Consider the following 20,766-nt stretch of genomic DNA (forward strand, 5'->3'; position numbering starts at 1 on the left):
TATGCTTATAGTTTATTAAAGTTGTAACTTAATTGTCACTATTCCTAATTAGTATTTTAAAACATTGGTATTTAACGGATTGATACCGACTAATATACTTTTACAAAGGAATGTTTAGATGAAGAAAACAATACTATATTTGTCTGCGAGTGCTATTTTCTCGTTGACGGCACATGCTGATATTTTAATTTCTGAATATATTGAAGGGAGTTCGTTTAATAAAGCCATTGAAATAGCGAATACAGGTAATGAACTTGTTACGTTAATCGGCTATGAATTAGCAAAGTCTGCGAACGGCAATAATGAATGGGGTAACCGTTTGCCGTTAGATGGCATCGCTATTGGCGCGGGCGATGTGTTTGTGTTGGCTCATAGCGATGCTAACGCCGATATTTTGTCTAATGCGGACATGACTGATACTAACGTGATTAGCTTTAATGGTGATGATCCTATCGCGTTATTATTGAACGGTGAGGTACACGATATCATCGGTGTAATGGGCGATCAAAACTTTGGTAAAGACGTTACCTTAGTAAGACAAAGTCGCATTGCAGCTACTATATACAAGGAATCAGATTGGCTTGTTAAGGCAAAGAATAATAGCGATGGCTTAGGTTCGTTAGACTCATCTGGTGGCGGTTCTGATAATGGCGGGGAACCTGATACTATTATCGAATCGACAATTATGGCACTTCAGGGAAATGGTTGGTCCTCTCCCTATACAGACCCTACAACTGAAAAATACATCTCAGACGAAACGTTCCTAATTGAAGGTATTGTCACGGCCATTCAAGTTAATGCTTTAGGTAATGATTTACCACAAGGGTTCTTTATTCAAGATGAACTGGGCGATAATGATGTGACAACATCTGATGGTATTTATGTCTCAGGTTTTATAACGGGTCTATCTATCGGAGATAAGGTTGCGGTTACTGGTAAAGTCAAAGAGGATTACGGCTGGACTAAGGTACAAGCAACAAATGTAGACGTGATTGGTAATGGCACGATACCTGTAACAAATGTAAGGGCAGCAAGTGACGATGGTGATTTTGATTTTACATTAGAAAGACATGAAGGCATGTTCGTTAATATTGACCAACAAGCAGATATGTATGTTGCACGTACTTATGGCTTTGACTATGGCCCATTTCGTAACAACATGGTGATAGCCAAGTCTGGCCTTAACCTGCACCCCAATCAATTGAATATTCCCGCTTCTGCAGGTGCAAACTCGCAACGTGATGATAACGAAGATAGACGCATTATCGTGGAAACCATGATTAAAGCGCCCAACGGTGCCCCTCTATGGTATCCAACATTCGGTCAAGATGATGGAACGGGTACCACAAACGACTATATACGTAATGGTGACTTAGTTAACGGGTTAGAAGGTGTGCTAGGCTATTCTTACGGTGATTTTAGACTTTATATTACTAACCAAGCTGACGAATTTACTTTTATTCATGCGAACCCTCGATTATCTCGTCCTGATGTTACAGGCGAGGGACTACGCATCGCCACTTTCAATGTTTTAAACTACTTTAATTCTCCTTTTGACGGAGCTGCGAACCCCACTGGGACGAATCGTGGCGCTACGACTTATGCCGAATTTGAATTACAAGGCGATAAGATCGCGGCTGCTATTTTGGCTTTAGATGCAGATATTATTGGTTTAATGGAAATCGAAAATAATGGTTTCGGTGATAGTTCTGCAGTCGCTTATTTGGTTGATAAAGTGAATTCATTATTACCAGACGTTGAGCAATATGCATTTGTCACAAGCCCTGATAGTGCGGGTTTTATTGGTAGTGATGCCATTGCTAATCAAGTGATTTACAAACCTTCGATGGTGACGCTTGATACTTACCGAATCATTAAGATGCCTGAGCAACATGCAGGTCAAACGGGTAAAGAAAATGGTGACAACTATCAACGCGATGCGATAACGCCAACGTTTAAGGTTAATGACTCAGAAGAGTTGGTCACTGTCTCTGTTAATCATTTCAAATCTAAGGGGTCTACGTGTTGGGAAGATGTTGCTATTCAGAATGGCGAAGATGTTGGCTTACAAGGTTCTTGTGAGCACTTACGTGTTTCAGCGGCTCAACATTTGGGTAATGAAATGGCGTTAATTGCGGGTAATAAGCTGATCATTGGTGATCTTAATGCTTATGGGCAAGAAGACCCGCTACTTGTGTTAACAACCATGCCCGAAAACCACAGCGTGATGCCTGCACGTATGACATACATAGGTGACGAACCAATGGCGGGAAGTAATCCAAACGCTATCTCTGATTCATTTGGGTTTGTTAATGTGATCAGTGAACAGCATCCTGCCGCGTACAGTTATATTTATAACGACACTGTCGGTACACTCGATTATATTTTAGTAGACAGTGAAACTGCATCAAAAGTGGTCGATGCAAATGTGTGGCATATCAATGCATCAGAATCAAAGTTGTTTGAGTATTCGTCAAAATATACTGCAGACTTAGCTAAGTACCCTGATTTATTTAGATCGTCAGATCATGAACCCGCTATTGTTATTTTGGATGTATTAGGCGATGCTGACCAACCTGACCAACCTGACCAACCTGACCAACCTGACCAACCAACGCCACCGTCTGGTACTGATGACACAACAAGTAACGATGATGACGAAGAAGAATGGTATGGCGGCTCTACTGGCTTATTATCACTTGGTTTCTTAACTGGTTTTGCTTTGTTTCGACGCTTCGGTCAACGATATATTAAGATGAACAGATAATCAAAGACGAGGTTATACCTGTTGAATCATTGGGTATAACCTCATTATTTTGATCTGTATTTACCCATTCACAGGTAAGCGACATGTCGATGGCTCCACTACCGTTTTTGCAGGGAAATATAGGGTATTAAGTATTAAAAAGTAAGATTAAATGACATTACCGCAAGGTTTGATCGATTTCACTAACTTAATAGGGCATAAATACGCTAAAATAGTCGGCTATTATCTTATTTCTGAGCTTTATATATTAATGACAACTGTCACAGCACCAGCAAACTTTACCGAACTTGGCCTTATTTCACCTTTGTTAGCGCGATTAACTGAGCTGGAATACCAGCAGCCAACGCCTATTCAAGCACAAGCTATCCCAAGTGTATTAGCGGGACGTGACTTAATTGCAGGGGCAAATACCGGTTCGGGTAAAACAGCCGCTTTTGCATTACCTATGCTGCAGCACTTACATATAGAAAAGCAATCGGGTAGTACAAGCAGTAAAGGTAACTATGTTACAGGACTGATTTTGGTACCTACCCGTGAACTCGCTAAGCAAGTTGCTGACAGCATTAAATCTTATGCAGTGCATTTTAACGGCGCGATTAAAACGGTTGCTGTTTTTGGTGGTGTATCAGTGAATACGCAAATGCTCGCATTACGCGGCGGCACTGATATTTTAGTTGCAACACCTGGTCGATTACTCGATTTGATTTCAAGTAATGCTATTAAGCTAGATATGGTTAAAACCTTAGTGCTAGATGAAGCCGATCGTATGTTAAGTTTAGGCTTTACAGAGGAGTTATCTTCACTGTTAGCTTTGTTGCCAAAGAAAAAGCAAATTTTATTATTTTCAGCGACCTTCCCTGAAAAAGTACAGACTTTAACGCAAACTTTGCTTAACGACCCAATTGAAATTCAATTGCAAAGTGCGGATGCAAGTACCTTAGTTCAGCGTGTTTTTACTGTTAACCAAGGTGAAAAAACAGCCGTTCTAGCGCATTTGATCAATGAAAATCAATGGCGACAAGTGCTTATTTTCGTTAATGCTAAACACAGCTGTAATCACTTAGCAGACAAACTTGCTAAGCGTGGCATTACATCACAAGTGTTTCATGGCGATAAAGCGCAAGGCGCTCGTATTCGTACGCTTGACGGATTTAAATCTGGCGAAATTCAAGTGCTGATTGCAACTGATATCGCAGCCCGTGGTTTAGATATCGAAAAACTACCAGTGGTGATCAACTTTGACTTACCAAGAAGTCCATCTGACTACATGCACCGTATTGGTCGAAGTGGCCGTGCTGGTGAAGTGGGCTTAGCATTATCGCTTATCGACCATGAAGATTATCATCATTTCAGCGTCATCGAAAAGAAGAACAAGATCCGACTCGAGCGTGAACAAGTAGCGGGTTTTGAAGTAGATGAAACTATCGAAGCATATATACCGATGGCTCCACCTGAAGGCAGTGGTAAGAAAAAACGTAAAAATACAGCACCAGTAAATGCAGATATCTGGTTGAGAAATAATTAACCTACGCAGAAGCTAAATCTAGTATATAAGAGTAGGTGTCGCGCAACGGCATCTACTTTACAACACTTCAACGGCCTTTCAGATTCACTTGGTTTTTCCACTGGTTCTATCGTGTTAAATGTTTCAGTAATTCCCATGGAAAACTTCAAGCAGTAATATTTAACTTACATCATACTTAGACCATCATGCATATTGTGTTAACTATGGTGTTCGCTTTAAGATTTACGTATGTTGTATTTCAGCAGGAATGTTCGGGTGCTAGAGTTGGTTTAAATAAGATATACCCCAACGAGTTGGGGTATATGACTTATGAGCGTTAATTCAGAAGGTTTTAAGGCCTACGAATGTAAATGACAGCGCGACGGTTTGCTGCTCTAGCTGCGTGTACATCCTTAGTTGTACTTAATTCGACTTTGGGTCTTGAGTCAGCATAAGCAACTGCTTTCAGTTCCTTTTTTTCAACACCTTGTTGCTCAAGTCGTTTAACAATTACAACGGCTCGAGCGCTCGATAACTCCCAGTTTGATGGGTAGAGTAGGGTATTGATTGGAATGTCGTCAGTATGACCTTCAATTTCAATCAGCTGGTTTTTGACATTTGAGTTATTAATGACGTCAGCAATTTGATCAATCACAGGTAACATCTGTGATTTGATCTCCGCATCACCAGAGCCATAAAGGGCCTTATTAGAAAACTCAATCTTGATACCTTTTTTATCAATACTGACATCGACTAATTCAGTCATGTTATTTTTTTCAAGTACACTCGTAATGTCTTTTTTCAATTCACTAAAAGGCATAGAGGTCTTTGTGGTGCTGGTTATCGATGTGATACCTTGCTCGAGCTCTTGTAAACGACCTTCATTTACTTCTGATACACTGACCAGAATAACAAAGAATGCGAGCAATAACGTGATCGCATCACTGTATGTGACTAACCAACCATTATCGTCTTGATCGTTTAATTGCGAGGTAGACGGAGGTCTTTTTAATCTCATTTACCTAACTCCGTCATTTTATGTTTGGGCGCTAGGTAACAGTTTAATCTGTCTTGAATATACAAATTATCTTTATTTTCTGTTATCAACTCAAAACCAGCTGTTATAATTTGACGCTCGAAGAAAATGCGGTGCTGTCTTCTTGCGATGCGAATTGCAGATGGCTTAAAGAGTAGCTGTGCTAACAATGTACCGTACAATGTCGTTAATAGAGCAATGGCAAGGCCTTTGCCTAATTCAGACAAATCACCACTCATATTATCAAGCATGATAATTAAGCCAATTAAAGTACCAACCATACCAAAACTAGGGGCATATATTGAAAGTGTATTAATGACATTTACGTGTTCATTTCTACGTTGAAAATCACTTTCATTCGTGTCGTCAAGCATACTAGAAAGAACTTTCGATTTATAACCTGTACCCAATAACTCCATTGCATTGATAATGAAATCATCCTTTTTTTCTTTCTCAGTCAAACTATTTTCTAACGCTGTAATACCTTGCTTTTTATATATATCATTCCATTCGACAATACGATTAACAAGTTGCTTTAATTGTTTGTGTTGGTTCTTTTCGTCAAGCAGATTAACCATCATTTCGGTAAATGCGGCCCAAATCAAACGAAACGAGTAACTGATTAAGGTGGCACCAAAAGTTCCGCCAAGCACGATAAGTAAACTGAATAGGCTTACAAATATCAGGTAATTATCAGTGCTTTTAAAAATTGCGTAAACGAATAAACCGACTGCACCTAATATGCCTACGAAAGTACTAATTGAAATCATTTATTATCCCTTTAAATCATTCATAGTGAAACGACCTGAATTGAGCAACTGTCTTACTGCTACAACAATGTCTTGTTGCGCTCGAGCTATGCTTTCTTGATCTGGCACTTCGAGTTGTTTTATCTCAAATAGCAGCGCTGATTTTAATTTAACAGGCAGATCTGTTAATGCATGTTGAATTTGCTCTTCTTCAAAAGAGTGCAAACCAATGGCCACTATTTTACGCTCAAGGTTACGCAATGCATCGGCAAGTACTAACGTTGGTGTCTTCAATACATCATCAAAGCAATAAAATTTCTCACGAATTTTTATGTAGGTTTCTGGGGAGTTTTCTTTAAGCTGCGTTAATAATGCTTGCTGCTCGTTTAGCGGTAAACGATCTAACATTCCAAGTAACAACTCAGTGCCATCTGCATTGATGTGCTCGAAGTCTGGTACATGCCGTGATTTCTTGGCTAGACGCTGTGCAATCTCGTTAAACGTTGCGACTGGGAAGTTATGGAACTGTCCAATTTCAACTGCAACTAATGCACGCTCAGTAGGGCTTAATTGTTTTAATACAGCCGTTGATTTTAATTCTTCAAGCTGTATTAAAACTAACGCTTTTATTCTTGGTGGTTCTTCTTTAATTAACCAAGATATTTGATTGTCGGTTAATTTTTGAAGGTAAGAAAATGGTTTATGTGTAACTGCTTCAGCATCATTTTCTATGTGAGTCAATAACTGTAGTAGATCATTTAGACTAGTGATCAAAGCAGGGTAATCTTTTTGCTCTTGCTTAAGGTAGTTTATATATTGTGGAATTTCATGCACAAGATTAGGGAAAATAGAAGTGAATATCGAACGACCTAATGTTTGATATGAAGCTGCTAACAGTGGCATATTTTGCTCGTTTAAAGCGATGTTAGCTACGGTGGTTTGGATTTTGTCCGGAGATGCTAAACTCAAGCTGATAATTCGCTGACGAAGTGCTTGTACATCTTGTTGCTGTTGCATTAATAATGGTTCAGCGGATGGTGGTGTACTATCTATTTCTTCGCGAGGCTCTTTCTTATTTGTATTCCGTAACAATAATACTAATAGAAGCATAATCAAAACAGATAATAATATAATTAGCCAATTGATCCAATCTTGATACCAAGGCGCTTGTGTTAAATCGTCAAGATCTTGAACAGTCGTTGTTGGAAAATTAGTTGCTGTGATCGTTAATGTATCCCCTCTAAAAGGGTTGTAATTTAACTTTTCAGTAAGTAAATTTCTTAGGAATACAACTTGTTCGTTATTAACCGTGTTAGTCACTAATAGCTTAGTGTGAAGTACTCGCAATTTTTTTTCTGACGTGTCCTTACTTCTTGGTTGATTGGCTTGTTTTACTTGATTTTCGAGTAACTCAGCTTGTTTGGTAATTGTTTGCTCCATCTCTGCAATTTGAGCTTTTGCCTGCGCTACTACTGGGTTGACAGCAAGTTCTTTAGGCGTATTACTTGGTAAAGCTGGTAAGTCAAATTCATCTTCAGTTTCAGGTGTTAATGCTGAAGGCGTTTGATTACTCTGTTCTGGACTTTGCACTTGTTCCGGAGTGGTATGTGAGGCTTGAGGTTGTCCGTTATTATTCGTTAAATCTTGAGCCCTAGGCGTCGTTAATACTTCAGCTCTAATCGAAAGTATAAAGCTATCATCACCGAGATAGGCTTCGATATCTCTATTCAGCCTTTCTTCTAAGCCTTGACTTAACTCGAGTGATTCAATTTCATTTGCCATAACCAGTGGTGTGAGCACAAGTAATATAGCTAATAATAAAGATTTAAAAATAGTCATAATCATCCTTATTTATCACCCATTTTAGTTAATGCGTTCTGAACATCTTCGTATGATGGATCAAGTTCTAATGCTTTATTCCATGCGGCTCTTGCATTGGCATAGTTTTTCATTCTGTAATTCACGCTACCTTTAAGTGCGTGAGTTTGTGCAAGACTAGGCGCTGCTTTAATCGCATCTTCGACTTTAACAAGAGCCTCTGGGTAATCTTTATCTACAGCAAGTTGTTGAGCCGCAGATAATAAGCGTAATGCCTTACCTATATCTTCTGATGCTGGTTCTTCTTCATCTAATATGTCTTCGAACAGCTCGAGGTCGTCTTGATTGTTGATAAGTTCTGCTGCATTTATTTCCTCATCGTTTTCGATCTCGAATATAATATCGCTACCAAGTACGTTAAATGCGACTTTTGATTCGTAGTAAGTTCCCTTATGTCGAAGGGATAATACGCCTAGTTCTAATGGGTTACCTGCTGCATCTGTAATTGCTTGTACATGATTATCATGATTATCTTTTTTAGCACTACATGCGGTAAGGGTGATAAGCATGCATAAAGTAATTATCTGTTTCATATTCTGTCCTTAGAGACGGAAGCTAAGTGTAATATCGAAGCTTATGCCACCAAATGTAATCTCTGATGCATAGCCTGATTTAGAACCTGCATCGATATTATGTTTAGGGACGCTAATGATGCCTAGTTCTAACGAACCATTATCGGGGAAGCTAATTTCAGTACCTACTCTAAACGCAACGGCATGGTAATTTTTGAATAATATTTGACCAATACCGATATAAGGTTTGAATTTAATTTTTTGGTTCCAATCTGGCATTAATAATAAAATTCGACCTTCGATGTTTACACCGGCTAAGTTTATAATGTCTCTATTTTCAAGGTTTGTGATCGCATCAAAGATAATTGCGTAATCAAGGTAAGGTGTGAAACCTGAAGATTTATTGTTACGCACACCAATTGTTGTGAACTTATCTACAATCGTAGCTTTACCTGTGCTTGTGTTTAATCGTTTAGCTTCAAGACCCCAAACACCTAAAGTAACTGCCCAGTCTGATTTTTTTGAAAAACCAATATCCGAATTTATCTCAACGGTTTCAGATATATTTTTAGCCCATATCACATCCATCGTTTTTGCATTAACAAGTTTTAGTTGCAGATCGTAAACGTCATCATGAACTGATGCATCCCACATTAGAAAAGCATTCGCACGAATGTCTTTCGCCATTGTTTGTAATTCTTTATTTGTTTCGGCGCTATGTTTCACACGCACACTGCCATTTTTTACAGTGATATATGTTTTAGAGCATTGAACACATGTTTTAACTCGTATGTCGTTGTCAATAAGGCTTAATGATAATTTATTTTCGATTAAGCTTAATGTTGTTTTGTCTAGTTGGTGCTGTAATCTATCACCGGTATGGTAGAGGGCAACTGTTCTAATATTTTGATCAGAAAGTTCCCAGGGAAGTTCTCCCCAGATATCTTTACGGTCAAAAATATTTAAAAATACAAGGTATGATTGGCTAGGGGTAATATTCGATGGCGTTAAAGCTTGATGAGTTATTTCTGATTGTTCGTCATTGTCGGTAATTTCTGCGGAATTGCTGAATGGGATATATGCGATTGAAATTATACAAAAAGAAAAAAGATATAAAAAGAATGATTTTTTTATATCAAAAAATGAACGTGTCATGGAATGCCTTTTTTATATTTTAATAAGTATATTAATGTATTAGTGTATCTATTTTCAGATTTTTAAACTGTAAGTAATATGTAAGCTGACCGTAATGGAGTGTAAATAATCAGGAGAGGGGGCTGTAAATTACACCTGCCTAGGAAATTCAATCATATTAAACTTATTGATTAATTCAGGCATAAGGCCGATCAAGGTGATACATAGCATTGGCTAATATGAATCGTGCTTTATACCAATTTTTCAATTGAGGTATCTCCTTTAAACGTGTTGAAAGTGGTATTATTCTGCAATTCATTTACTAATTATTGAAGGGTGTTTAATGTCTGATGTTGTAATTCATCAAGTACGACCAACTAAGGTTCTTTTTACTCAAGGAATCATGCAATCTTTAACTCAAGTACAGTGGGTTGAGCAAACAGACACCAGTACTTATGTGGTTACTGAAAAAACACCGTTTCACCCGGTAAGTCATATCTGGCCAGATCATCCTGCGGATAAAGGGTTTTTAGTATTTAACGGTAAGCAATACACAGTCACAGATTGCGTGACGGGTGCTTTTGATATTGAAAATAGTAAGCTATATAAAGGTACAGATATACCAGTAAAACGTGGCGAGCCCGGCTGGTATTTTGTTGTCTTACACGAATTAGAATTAGACATGGCATTAAACATTAATGATGCTGTTGAATTAGTTGTTGATGCAAGGTATCAAACGGCGTTAAGTCGGGGGCACAGTGCAGGGCATTTGGCTTCTTATGCGTTAAATAAGGTTTTAGAACAAGGTTACTGGCGTAAAGATGCATCACGCAAAGATGTATTAAATAATCGCGACTTTCATTCATACGCACAAACATTAAGTTTGGTCTCTGAAAACAAATCGACGGACAGTTACCGTTTAGGTAAAACGTTGAAAAAACGAGGCCTTAATGTGGCAGAAATACTTGCAGATCTATCACTCATTGAAGCGAGGGTTAATGACGTACTGGCAACCTGGCTTGCGACTAACGCATCTGTTGTGATGAAGTGTGAAGGTGATACGCTTACAGACTCTCGCTTTTGGTGTTGCGATTTAGGTATTGGAGAAAGTATCACTATGCCTTGTGGAGGCTCACATGTGCAAAGTTTGACTGAATATAAAGATATAACGATTGAGTTAACATTTAAGTCTGACCAAGAACTAGAGATGATCACAAAGGCTAATTAAAAATAACCCTAACGGATGCATCAACATATACATCATAAACGTTGAAGAGGTTCGTTTAAATTTGTTATTTGAACCTCTATATGCCATTAACCTCTATTTATACAATGACTCTGCTTTTACATGCTTAACAAAACCAGGATAACATTGGGATAATAATGTCAAAACAGATAATGCAATAAACATACTTGCCAAGACAAGCTCAGTATCTGGCAGGTGAGCACTCAATTGAGTAAGACTAAATAAACCAAGCATCTGTAATGCACCAAAGGTGGCTCCCACTTGTCCTTTATGATTAGGAAATAAATACAGTGCACTTACGGCGGCTGTTGCTGTCAACAATCCCGATGAGAACGCATATAAACAGATCGCGATTAACATCAGAGTGAATAAGTGTAGTTCAATATTAAGGACGAGCAGACCACTCGCTACTAACATCATTGCTCCACCGGTAAGTAACATACGCCTTTTTGTGACATGTGTTTTAAGGTAATAGCTAAAAAATAATCTGCTAGCAATCGTACAACTGACGATTAAAATAGAAGTAAGCCCAAAGGATTTAGGTTCCAAACCATAATCGTGAAAAGAGACAAAGGAACCAATAATATAAAAAATCATAATTCCACCACTCGCCGCAACCATCATTAAAAGATAAATCCAAAATATTGGATTCTTAATTATCATCCAATAGTCTGCAACGAGTGTTTTCATTACTAACGCATCCGGATTTTTTTGTGTATGTGTTTCCGTTAAAAATAAGAATGTAAATAATAAAATCAGCAGTGATAGTACAAGCATAAACTTAAAATTTGAACGCCAACCTAAATAGCTCTGTAATAGACCGCCAATGGCAGGTGCTAGGGCGGGTATAGACATGAATAAAATACTAAACCAGGCGAGTATTCCAATGAGTTCTTCTTTACTTAATGAATCTTGCAATATTGTAAAACATAATAAATACAATGCACTGACTCCGATCCCTTGAATGCAGCGTCCTATTATTAACATCGTTATATTAGTTGAAAATAAACACACGAGTGTACCAACCACAAACACTACTGCGCCTATTAGAACCAAAGGGCGTCTTCCGAAACGCTCGGAAGCAACGCCAACAACGAGCTGACTACAAGCGACGGACACAAAAAATACGCTGATGGTTTGTTGCACCGTAGACGCTGTACTTGAAAATGCATCAACAATAAATGGAAGACTAGGGGCAAACATATCGGCAGCAAAAAAATAACTACATGCCATCAATAAGCTGATTAATACAAGACGATAAATAAGTTTAGTATCTCTTAAATCGACATGACTATTATCACGTTTACTGACCGTTTTATTTGTTATTGACATCGATATTCTCCACATGATTAATGCGCGAAGACTATCATTTAACAATGGTAGGACTCAATAAATATAACCGCTGGTATATCAATGACTTATGTTTGCGTGTATTGGTGGGTACAAGGGGGTAAATAAGCCCCGTAAGGGACGTTCGCTATGTGAAAGGTAAGCGATGGTTAATAAATTAAATTAGCTTATTGTAAATACAATGAGCAGTGATTACTGGCTAGTTTATAGAGTGAGCGATTAGGATGAATTAATAACAAAACAATGTCATATTTCACATCCTAATCTTCAGGGATAATCCCAGTTTGATATATTGTTTTCATCTACAGGTATATAAAGTTATTATCTCGGGTTAAGCACTAATACCGGATTGATATCCTGGTACGCGAAATAGCTTACGACATAAATCAAGAAATTGACCGTAAAATACACCGACAAAGCATGACACGACAGCGTTACTTGATACCGCTGTTACGATTTTCTCAACATCAGCACCGACAGATAATAGAATTAAGGCATAAACAGGTGATTGGAAAGATACATACGCAAACGTATCACCAAATTGTTTTGTTAGTTTATTCTTAACTAATTTAGCACCAGTCCTAATAATAAAGTCACGATATAAACCATATGGGTATGCAATGGCGATGTTGACCGGAATAGAAACTACACGGGAAGCTAAAGATCGTTCAAACGACATCCCAGAGACAAAAATCTCAATCAACATTCCCACAACAAAGCTAAATACGACCATTGCGAATGTGTCAGCTGCGGCATTACGAACGCAGAAAGGGGCTTTAACTTGCACTTGCTTATCTCCAACTAGATTAATATCGTGTAATAATTGATTTATTCATCACTTATAAACTGGGTGTTTATCTGCGAGTGGAATATGTGGCTATTAAATCACGTATCAAGCAGTTTTAATCACTAAAGATAAGTTGGTTTTTAAGTTTTTTATGTATTTAATACTGGGAATCTATAGAAAACAGAGAGTAAATGCTGGGCAATACAAAATATGTGGCAAATTAACGTGACGCACTTCAAATTACTGACCGAAATAAACGGTCAGCATCTCGTAAGTTACAATTGTTTGTTGACATTCGAGTCAGTTAATTAAGCTTTTAATGTGATTTCATAGCTTGTGAATTTACGCATGTTGATCACACCAGTATCAAAAAACAGATATTGACCTTTAATACCTTGTAGTATGCCTGTTACAACAGGTTCTTTATCAAAGTTGTGTGAAACTATTTTAGTCGGGTGCTGAGTAACAGGGTAGTTAATGGTCACAATATCCCCTTCGAGTTCCTCGATTGCATCTAAACCATACATCATTTCAATATGACCTAATTGTTCTTCAATTAAAGGCATTAAACGTGCTGCTTCCGCTTTTAAATCAATATCTGCGTTTTCGCCTTTAAGCATGGTACGCCAGTTGGTTTTATCACCAATAAATTCAGCTAATGCGGTTTCGACTAATCCTGATATTTGTCTGGTTTTTACTTTAAATATCGGTAAACCTTGTGTTGCACCTTGATCAATCCAACGGGTTGGTAATTGAGTATGACGGGTAATACCTACTTTTAATGCAGACGTATTTGAAAGGTATACATAGTGGTCAGTCATACAGAAATCATCGGCCCATTCTGGTTGACGACAAGTTCCGTACTCATAATGACACGTTTCTGGTTTCATGATGCACATATCACAACTGGCTAGCTTGCGTGTACAAACAAAACAATGGCCTTGTGAATAGCTCTTCTTTGTTTTCTTTCCACAGTTTAAGCAATGTATGTTGCCTGTGTGCGTGAGTGTGATTGATTTACCGATAAGTTCGTTTAACGGAATAAGTGTATCGTCGAGTGGTAATTGGTAACTGACACTATTATCTGCATTAAGTGTTGAAACCATTTTACTGATATGGCCTGTGTATGACATTTTATGATATTCCATTGCTCGTGAAATTATTTTAGGCTTACGTTGTTTGTTAATTTACGTGTCTCTTCTTATTATAGGGGGATTAATCTACGTAAGATTAACAAAAGCCGTGTAATTATAATGTAATTCTATATAATACTGGGTCTGAAATTTCTTTCTACTTATTGTTATCACTTTTAGTTTTTAGATGGCAAAATGCCCAGATTGGATTTTAGTTCTTTATTTACATTAGGTACGTTACTTTGTGTATATAAAAGAAAAATTATCACACGATGTTTAATCACATCTTAATTTATGCAAACGCTGCATCGTAGGCAGCATCACTGCAAAAGGATATAAAATGCCTGTAATTACTCTTCCAGATGGCGCTCAGCGTCAATTTGACAACCCAGTAACGATTATGGAAGTTGCTGCAGATATCAGTTCTGGTCTTGCTAAAGCGTGTATCGCTGGCCGCATTAATGGTGAACGTGTTGACGCATGTGACCTGATCACTGAAGACGCTGCAATTGAAATCATTACTTCTAAAGATGCTGATGGTCTAGAGATCCTACGCCATTCTTGTGCGCATTTACTTGGTCATGCTATTAAGCAATTATGGCCAAACACCAAGATGGCTATTGGCCCTACCATTGATAAAGGCTTCTATTATGATGTCGATATGGAAGAACCAATTAGTGAAGCTGATTTAGCTAAGCTAGAAAAACACATGAACAAACTGGTTAAGACCAACTATCAAGTAATTAAGAAAGTTGTATCTTGGCAAGAAGCACGTGACACGTTTGAAGAACGTGGTGAGACTTATAAAGTAGCTATCTTAGACGAGAACATCGGTAAAGATGAAACGCCTGCTTTATATTTCCATGAAGAATACGTAGATATGTGTCGTGGCCCACACGTACCAGTCATGAAGCATTGCCAGCATTTCAAATTAATGTCTATTGCAGGCGCATACTGGCGCGGTAACTCAGACAATAAGATGTTACAACGTATATATGGTACAGCTTGGACTGATAAGAAAGAGCTAAAAGCACATATTGAACGTCTTGCTGAAGCTGAGAAGCGTGATCACCGTAAAATTGGTAAGCAACTTGATCTTTACCATATGCAAGAAGATGCACCAGGTATGGTGTTCTGGCATAACGATGGTTGGATTATTTTCCGTGAGTTAGAAAATTTAATTCGTGAAAAATTACGTGAATTTGATTACCAAGAAGTGAAAGGTCCACAAATCATGGATCGTAGCTTATGGGAAAAATCAGGTCATTGGGATAAATATTCAGAAGGTATGTTCTGTACTCATTCAGAAAACCGTGAATATGCGATTAAACCAATGAACTGTCCGGGCCACGTTCAGATTTATAACCAAGGTTTAAAATCTTACCGTGATTTACCATTACGTATGGCTGAGTTTGGTTCATGTCACCGTAATGAACCATCGGGTTCGCTACATGGCTTAATGCGTGTACGTGGCTTCACACAAGACGATGCACACATCTTCTGTACTGAAAGCCAAATTCAGAAAGAAGTATCTGATTGTATCAAGATGGTTTTTGAAACTTACGCTACATTTGGTTTCGAGAATATTGAGATTAAATTATCAACACGTCCTGAAAAACGTGTAGGTAGTGATGAGACTTGGGATAAATCTGAGCAGGCACTTGCTGATGCATTAACTGCTAGTGGCTTAAGTTATGATGTGCAAGAAGGCGAGGGTGCGTTTTATGGTCCTAAGATTGAATTCACACTACATGACTGCTTAGATCGTGCATGGCAATGTGGTACAATTCAGCTAGACTTCTCAATGCCTGAGAAATTAGGTGCGGAATATGTGTGTGAAAGTAACGGTCGTGAGACGCCTGTTATGATTCACCGAGCGATTTTAGGTTCACTTGAGCGCTTCATTGGTATTCTAATTGAAGAATATGCAGGACTTTTCCCTACTTGGTTATCACCTGTACAAGCTGTTATTATGAACATAACAGACAAACAGGCTGTTTTTGCTACAGAATTTGTAGAAAAAATGAAGAAAGTAGGCATTAGAGCAAAATTAGACTTGAGAAATGAGAAGATAGGCTTTAAAATCCGCGAACATACTTTGAAACGTGTGCCGTATCTTTTGGTCATCGGCGATAAAGAAGTCGAATCAGGAGAAATAGCAGTACGTACTCGTAAGGGCGTTGACTTAGGTACTATGAAGTTAGATGACTTCATCAGTAAATTACAAACCGAAGTCAATAGCCGCGGTAAAACAACTTTGGAGGATTCGTTATAAAAGGCGGAAAAAAAGGTCAACAACAAACGACCAGACAACATCGTATCAACGAAGAAATTCGTATACCTGAATGTCGCTTAAACGGTGCTGATGGTGAAGTGATTGGAATCGTATCTATAAGAGAAGCTCTTGCTATCGCAGAAGAAGCTAGTTTAGATCTTGTAGAAATTAGCCCGAATGCCGAGCCTCCTGTTTGCCGTGTCATGGATTACGGTAAATTTATATACGAGAAAAGTAAGTCTGTTAAAGAGCAGAAGAAAAAGCAAGTTCGGGTTCAGGTTAAGGAAATAAAATTCCGACCTGGAACTGATGTTGGCGATTATCAGGTAAAACTACGCAACCTGACTCGCTTCCTCGAAGAAGGTAACAAAGCAAAAATTACGCTGCGTTTCCGAGGTCGAGAAATGGCGCACCAGAGCTTAGGCTTTGATCTTTTAAATCGTATTAAAGAAGATTTAAAAGAAATTGCAGTCGTGGAAGCTTTCCCGAAAATGGAAGGTCGCCAAGCTGTAATGGTGTTAGCCCCTAAAAAGAAATAGTAAGTGCTTCCAAGTGATATGAGTACGTAAGTATTCATATTCGCCTTACTGTTATTCATTAATATTCAACAATGCGGAGTTATAATGCCTAAGTTGAAATCGAATAAAGGCGCTGCAAAGCGCTTTAAGAAAACCGCTAATGGTTTTAAACGCAAACAGTCTCACCTACGTCATATTTTGACCAAGAAGAGCACTAAACGTAAACGTCACCTTCGTGGTACGGAAATGGTTGCAAAGTGCGATGTTGCATCCGTTAAACGTATGCTTCCATACGCTTAATTTTAGATATAAAAGAGGAAAATAGTTATGCCTAGAGTTAAACGCGGTGTTGTTGCACGTGCTCGTCATAAGAAAGTTTTAAAACAAGCTAAAGGTTATTACGGAGCTCGTTCACGAGTTTACCGTGTTGCTTTCCAAGCAGTTACAAAAGCTGGTCAATATGCTTACCGTGACCGTCGTCAACGTAAACGTCAATTCCGTCAATTATGGATTACACGTATTAACGCTGCTGCACGTCAAAATGGTATGTCTTACAGCCGTTTCATTAATGGCCTTAAACACGCCTCTATTGAAATCGATCGTAAGATCTTAGCAGACATTGCTGTATTCGATAAAGCGGCATTTACTGTACTAGTAAATAAAGCAAAAGAAGCAGTTGCTTAATTTTAATTAATTAAGTAAATGTTATTGAAGGAGGCCTCGGCCTCCTTTTTTAGTATTTGGCATAATAACGAAAATTATACCTATAAATAATTAATACTCTTGCCTTATAAAATAGTTATAAACGCCTGTCCACACTGCCTCCTATATACTTGCATAATCCTTTTCTGTAATATCAATGACTCAATTTAAAATAATTCTGAGACTGATATTAAAATTTATGCATTCTTTATTGTCTTTACTATTTTTTATCACTTTTAGTCTACACGCCACTTTTGTACAAGCAGAAGGCGTTGTTATTGATTCTGACTTTAAGGTTGGCCGTCTTGGTACATCAACAAAGTATTTTGAAGATAAAACCAATTCATATACATTTGATTATTTGTCACAAAGACAATCTGCTATTCCATGGGTTAAAACTAATCAAACTCATTTTAATTTTGGTTTTTCAGATAGCACATTTTGGTTTAAGGGTGAAATAGTTAATAAAACGAACGTTGATAAATACCTGATTATTGATTTTGGTGATTCGCTGTTAGATCAAATAGATCTTTATTTGATGCATGAAAATGGACCGTTGGTTGTAAAAAGACTCGGTACGCGTCGTTTGGGTGAGGACAATATGTCTAAACTTACATTCGCTACGGGTTTTAAGGTTGAAGCGGGTGAAAGAGTGAGTTACTTCATTCGAATTAAAACAAGTGCCTTTTTACAAACCCCTCTCACGATCCGGAATGCGAACGATTTCATTGACGAACAATCACAACATAAATTAATGGTTGGTATGTTTACTGGCCTATTTTTAATGATGGTATGTTATCTAATATTTTTATATATTCACCTGCGTGAACCACGATTAATCCAATATGTTGTATTTATCATGTGTTATCTCTCTGTTATATGGATTTTAGAAGGTTTTGGCTTTGTTTATAATGTAAGTTTTATAGCTCATTATTATGATTCAATAATCGTGATATTAATGGGTATGATTGGTTTAAACTTGAGTTTATTTGCACGGCAATTATTAAAGTTAAGATACCGTTCTTGGTTTTCGGTATCGACAAAAACACTCATCTTTTTCTCGACGGTTGTTATTTCAAGTCCAGTATTATTTTCATTTAAAACCGGCATCATATTGATGTCTATTTTGGCCTTTGGCATTACATTGTTGTCGATTGTTTGTGGTTTATTTTTTATCCGTAATGAATCTAAAGATGTTCGTTTTTATGTGCTGTCATTGGTGTATTTTATACTTGGTATTGATATTCACATATTAACCCGTTTCGGGTTGCTTGGTCAGAATGAGTTTACGGATTATATCTCGGCATTTTCGGCTTTAATCGTATTGGTTTATTTATGTTGGAATTTTGCAAAGCAAATGGCGCATGACCGGATTGTAAAAAAAGATGTCGAAAAGCAAATGACATCAGCCAATGAGCGTTATTACAACGTATTTCAAAATGCAGCCGAGGGTATGTTTACGACTTCACTTGAAGGGGACATATTAGCGATTAATAAATCAATGTGCAGATTACTCGGTTTTATTAATTTAGAGGACATGGAAAAGTCAGGAAATCTAACCGCAGATGAGTTTTATGCAGACCCTGACTTGCGTGAGAAGATAATAGAGAAACTTCGTATTGAAGGTGAAATAAATAGCATTGAGATGTCTGGTTATGACCGTTATGGTGAAATATTCCACGGTGAAATCAATATGCGTCTAAATATACAAGCGGATATAACAGTCATAGATGGTTCATTTGTCAATACGACAAAACGTAAGCAACATGAAATAAAATTGGCGTCTATTGCTAAATATGATCAGTTGACAGGGCTTGTGAATCGTATTCATTTTGAAAAATTGGTGGGTGTATCTTTAGAAAGTAAGTGTTCGGTATTAGAAGACAATATTTTACTTTATTTAGACCTAGATCAGTTTAAATTAGTCAATGATATTTGCGGGCATGATGTGGGTGATTCATTATTGAAAAAAATCACTGTGGTTTTAAAATCATTCCTTGATGCCAATGCAATATTGGCACGATTGGGTGGTGATGAATTTGGTATTCTGCTTAACAAGACGAACTTTGATAGTGCGTTAGAAACTGCAGACACCATTCGCTGTGGTATTGAAAAATTTAGGTTTACACATAATGGTCGACATTTTGTGTTAGGTGTCAGCATTGGTGTTGTCACTTTAGATGAGTCAATTGAAAATTTTTCACAAGCATTGAGTCTTGCTGATACAGCGTGTTTTACAGCAAAAGAGCAAGGACGTAATCGCGTTCATGTGTACAGTAAAAGTAATGATGTAATGCTTGGTCATCAACGTGAAATGCGTTGGATCGGAGTATTACGAGAGGCGTTAGATGCAGATAGATTCGAGCTTGCGTTTCAAACTATCAAGCCTTTATCTCCTTCTGTTAATGAGGGCTATCGTTATGAAATTTTACTTAGGTTAAGAGATGAGCAAGGTATTTTACAATCACCAAGTGAGTTTATTGCCGCCGCTGAAAATTATAATTTTATGTCGCAGCTTGATCGTTGGGTTGTTAAAACGTACTGCCAATGGTTATCATCTAACCCTAAACATCTCGAACTTCTTACTTCAGCTTCAATTAATTTATGCGGACAATCTTTAGTTGATCGCAGTATGCATACCTATATAGAAAAAACAATTTCGGACTATGGCATCCCCCCTGAAAAACTGTGTTTTGAAATTACAGAAAGTCAGGCAATTATGGACTTTGATCGAACAATACTGTTTATGAACAAGTTTAAAGATTTGGGTTGCCGTTTTAGTTTGGACGATTTTGGTAGTGGGTTTTCTTCATACAGTTATATTAAACGATTGCCAATTGATCAACTTAAAATTGATGGTTCATTTGTTAAAAATATTGAAACAGATCATGTTGATTACACGATGGTTAAGTCATTTAATGAAATTGCAAAAGCGGTTAATATTAAAACGGTAGCTGAATATGTGGAAAATGAAAACATTAAAAATATCCTGTCAGGAATAGGGATTGATTATGTTCAAGGCTATTTAATAGCCAAACCTGCACTTTTAGTCGATTTAGTTGATATTGAGCACCTAGATTCTGCTTAAGTACTAGCACTTCGGCTTACTTTTGAGTAAAATCATCCATTACTGAATGAATCTATTCACTTTTCCTGCCAACAGGGTGATAAGAAA

General features: G+C 37.6%; 16 protein-coding genes. 8 read left to right on the forward strand and 8 right to left on the reverse strand.

All coding sequences use genetic code 11. The annotated features are described in order from the left end of the window. The first annotated feature begins 118 nt into the window (after nt 1-118). Nucleotides 119-2,767 (forward strand): ExeM/NucH family extracellular endonuclease, encoded by a 2,649-nt coding sequence (locus tag AKG98_RS17620; protein ID WP_067048943.1) that lies wholly within the window; start codon nt 119-121, stop codon nt 2,765-2,767. Nucleotides 2,768-3,017: 250 nt separating this feature from the next. Beyond that, complete coding sequence (locus AKG98_RS17625; RefSeq protein ID WP_067049005.1) at nt 3,018-4,292, forward strand: DEAD/DEAH box helicase; 1,275 nt, start codon at nt 3,018-3,020, stop codon at nt 4,290-4,292. A gap of 331 nt (nt 4,293-4,623) precedes the next feature. On the opposite strand, the gene AKG98_RS17630 is transcribed toward AKG98_RS17625, so the two are convergent. Genes AKG98_RS17630 through AKG98_RS17650 form a run of 5 tightly spaced genes read right to left on the reverse strand, consistent with a single transcriptional unit; the run spans nt 4,624 to nt 9,601 of the window. After that, complete coding sequence (locus AKG98_RS17630; RefSeq protein ID WP_067048945.1) at nt 4,624-5,289, reverse strand: OmpA family protein; 666 nt, start codon at nt 5,287-5,289, stop codon at nt 4,624-4,626. Then, nucleotides 5,286-6,077: a motility protein A gene (locus tag AKG98_RS17635; RefSeq protein ID WP_067048948.1), complete on the reverse strand. Its 792-nt coding sequence runs from the start codon at nt 6,075-6,077 to the stop codon at nt 5,286-5,288. The genes AKG98_RS17630 and AKG98_RS17635 overlap by 4 nt, the downstream gene beginning before the upstream one ends. 3 nt (nt 6,078-6,080) lie before the next feature. Next, the gene (locus AKG98_RS17640; RefSeq protein WP_067048951.1) at nt 6,081-7,895 is read right to left on the reverse strand and encodes a FliG C-terminal domain-containing protein; all 1,815 of its coding nucleotides are present in this window, start codon (nt 7,893-7,895) and stop codon (nt 6,081-6,083) included. A gap of 8 nt (nt 7,896-7,903) precedes the next feature. Further along, complete coding sequence (locus AKG98_RS17645) at nt 7,904-8,467, reverse strand: tetratricopeptide repeat protein (RefSeq protein ID WP_067048954.1); 564 nt, start codon at nt 8,465-8,467, stop codon at nt 7,904-7,906. Between the two features lie 9 nt (nt 8,468-8,476). Then, nucleotides 8,477-9,601, reverse strand: a complete 1,125-nt coding sequence (locus tag AKG98_RS17650) for a hypothetical protein (RefSeq protein WP_067048957.1) — start codon at nt 9,599-9,601, stop codon at nt 8,477-8,479. A gap of 322 nt (nt 9,602-9,923) precedes the next feature. Between AKG98_RS17650 and AKG98_RS17655 the strand changes: the two genes are divergently transcribed. Beyond that, entirely contained in the window at nt 9,924-10,808 is an 885-nt protein-coding gene (locus AKG98_RS17655) for a metal-dependent hydrolase (RefSeq protein WP_067048960.1), read from the forward strand. Between the two features lie 93 nt (nt 10,809-10,901). Here the strand turns inward: AKG98_RS17655 and AKG98_RS17660 are convergent, their stop codons facing one another. The 3 genes from AKG98_RS17660 to AKG98_RS17670 all read right to left on the reverse strand — a co-directional run bounded on the left by AKG98_RS17660 (nt 10,902) and on the right by AKG98_RS17670 (nt 14,096). Then, complete coding sequence (locus AKG98_RS17660; protein WP_067048963.1) at nt 10,902-12,158, reverse strand: MFS transporter; 1,257 nt, start codon at nt 12,156-12,158, stop codon at nt 10,902-10,904. Between the two features lie 349 nt (nt 12,159-12,507). Further along, nucleotides 12,508-12,963 (reverse strand): L-alanine exporter AlaE, encoded by a 456-nt coding sequence (locus AKG98_RS17665; protein WP_067048966.1) that lies wholly within the window; start codon nt 12,961-12,963, stop codon nt 12,508-12,510. A 308-nt stretch (nt 12,964-13,271) separates the two neighbouring features. Next, nucleotides 13,272-14,096 (reverse strand): DUF2797 domain-containing protein, encoded by an 825-nt coding sequence (locus AKG98_RS17670; RefSeq protein WP_067048969.1) that lies wholly within the window; start codon nt 14,094-14,096, stop codon nt 13,272-13,274. A 340-nt stretch (nt 14,097-14,436) separates the two neighbouring features. Between AKG98_RS17670 and thrS the strand changes: the two genes are divergently transcribed. The 5 genes from thrS (at nt 14,437) to AKG98_RS17695 (ending at nt 20,679) form a co-directional block, all read left to right on the forward strand. Beyond that, nucleotides 14,437-16,371 carry a threonine--tRNA ligase gene (thrS, locus tag AKG98_RS17675; RefSeq protein WP_067048971.1) on the forward strand — a complete coding sequence of 645 codons (1,935 nt, stop codon included), beginning with the start codon at nt 14,437-14,439 and terminating at the stop codon, nt 16,369-16,371. Next, on the forward strand, nt 16,368-16,910 hold the full coding sequence (gene infC, locus AKG98_RS17680; protein WP_083544009.1) for a translation initiation factor IF-3: 543 nt from the start codon (nt 16,368-16,370) through the stop codon (nt 16,908-16,910). The genes thrS and infC overlap by 4 nt, the downstream gene beginning before the upstream one ends. Nucleotides 16,911-16,994: 84 nt before the next feature. After that, nucleotides 16,995-17,189: a 50S ribosomal protein L35 gene (gene rpmI / locus AKG98_RS17685; protein WP_006034631.1), complete on the forward strand. Its 195-nt coding sequence runs from the start codon at nt 16,995-16,997 to the stop codon at nt 17,187-17,189. A gap of 27 nt (nt 17,190-17,216) precedes the next feature. After that, nucleotides 17,217-17,573: a 50S ribosomal protein L20 gene (gene rplT, locus AKG98_RS17690; RefSeq protein ID WP_019439702.1), complete on the forward strand. Its 357-nt coding sequence runs from the start codon at nt 17,217-17,219 to the stop codon at nt 17,571-17,573. 229 nt (nt 17,574-17,802) lie between these two features. Next, nucleotides 17,803-20,679 carry an EAL domain-containing protein gene (locus AKG98_RS17695; protein WP_228140346.1) on the forward strand — a complete coding sequence of 959 codons (2,877 nt, stop codon included), beginning with the start codon at nt 17,803-17,805 and terminating at the stop codon, nt 20,677-20,679. Nucleotides 20,680-20,766 lie beyond the last annotated feature (87 nt).

Source organism: Moritella sp. JT01 (genome assembly GCF_001574435.1).
Lineage (GTDB): Bacteria > Pseudomonadota > Gammaproteobacteria > Enterobacterales > Moritellaceae > Moritella.

Bases quoted from the DNA above. Each gene is read 5' to 3' on its own strand.
- AKG98_RS17645 (WP_067048954.1), bottom strand. From the start codon at position 8,467: ATGAAACAGATAATTACTTTATGCATGCTTATCACCCTTACCGCATGT.
- AKG98_RS17650 (WP_067048957.1), bottom strand. From the start codon at position 9,601: ATGACACGTTCATTTTTTGATATAAAAAAATCATTCTTTTTATATCTT.
- AKG98_RS17625 (WP_067049005.1), top strand. From the start codon at position 3,018: ATGACAACTGTCACAGCACCAGCAAACTTTACCGAACTTGGCCTTATT.
- AKG98_RS17660 (WP_067048963.1), bottom strand. From the start codon at position 12,158: ATGTCAATAACAAATAAAACGGTCAGTAAACGTGATAATAGTCATGTC.
- AKG98_RS17620 (WP_067048943.1), top strand. From the start codon at position 119: ATGAAGAAAACAATACTATATTTGTCTGCGAGTGCTATTTTCTCGTTG.
- thrS (WP_067048971.1), top strand. From the start codon at position 14,437: ATGCCTGTAATTACTCTTCCAGATGGCGCTCAGCGTCAATTTGACAAC.
- AKG98_RS17655 (WP_067048960.1), top strand. From the start codon at position 9,924: ATGTCTGATGTTGTAATTCATCAAGTACGACCAACTAAGGTTCTTTTT.
- AKG98_RS17640 (WP_067048951.1), bottom strand. From the start codon at position 7,895: ATGACTATTTTTAAATCTTTATTATTAGCTATATTACTTGTGCTCACA.
- rplT (WP_019439702.1), top strand. From the start codon at position 17,217: ATGCCTAGAGTTAAACGCGGTGTTGTTGCACGTGCTCGTCATAAGAAA.
- AKG98_RS17635 (WP_067048948.1), bottom strand. From the start codon at position 6,077: ATGATTTCAATTAGTACTTTCGTAGGCATATTAGGTGCAGTCGGTTTA.
- rpmI (WP_006034631.1), top strand. From the start codon at position 16,995: ATGCCTAAGTTGAAATCGAATAAAGGCGCTGCAAAGCGCTTTAAGAAA.
- AKG98_RS17670 (WP_067048969.1), bottom strand. From the start codon at position 14,096: ATGTCATACACAGGCCATATCAGTAAAATGGTTTCAACACTTAATGCA.
- AKG98_RS17630 (WP_067048945.1), bottom strand. From the start codon at position 5,289: ATGAGATTAAAAAGACCTCCGTCTACCTCGCAATTAAACGATCAAGAC.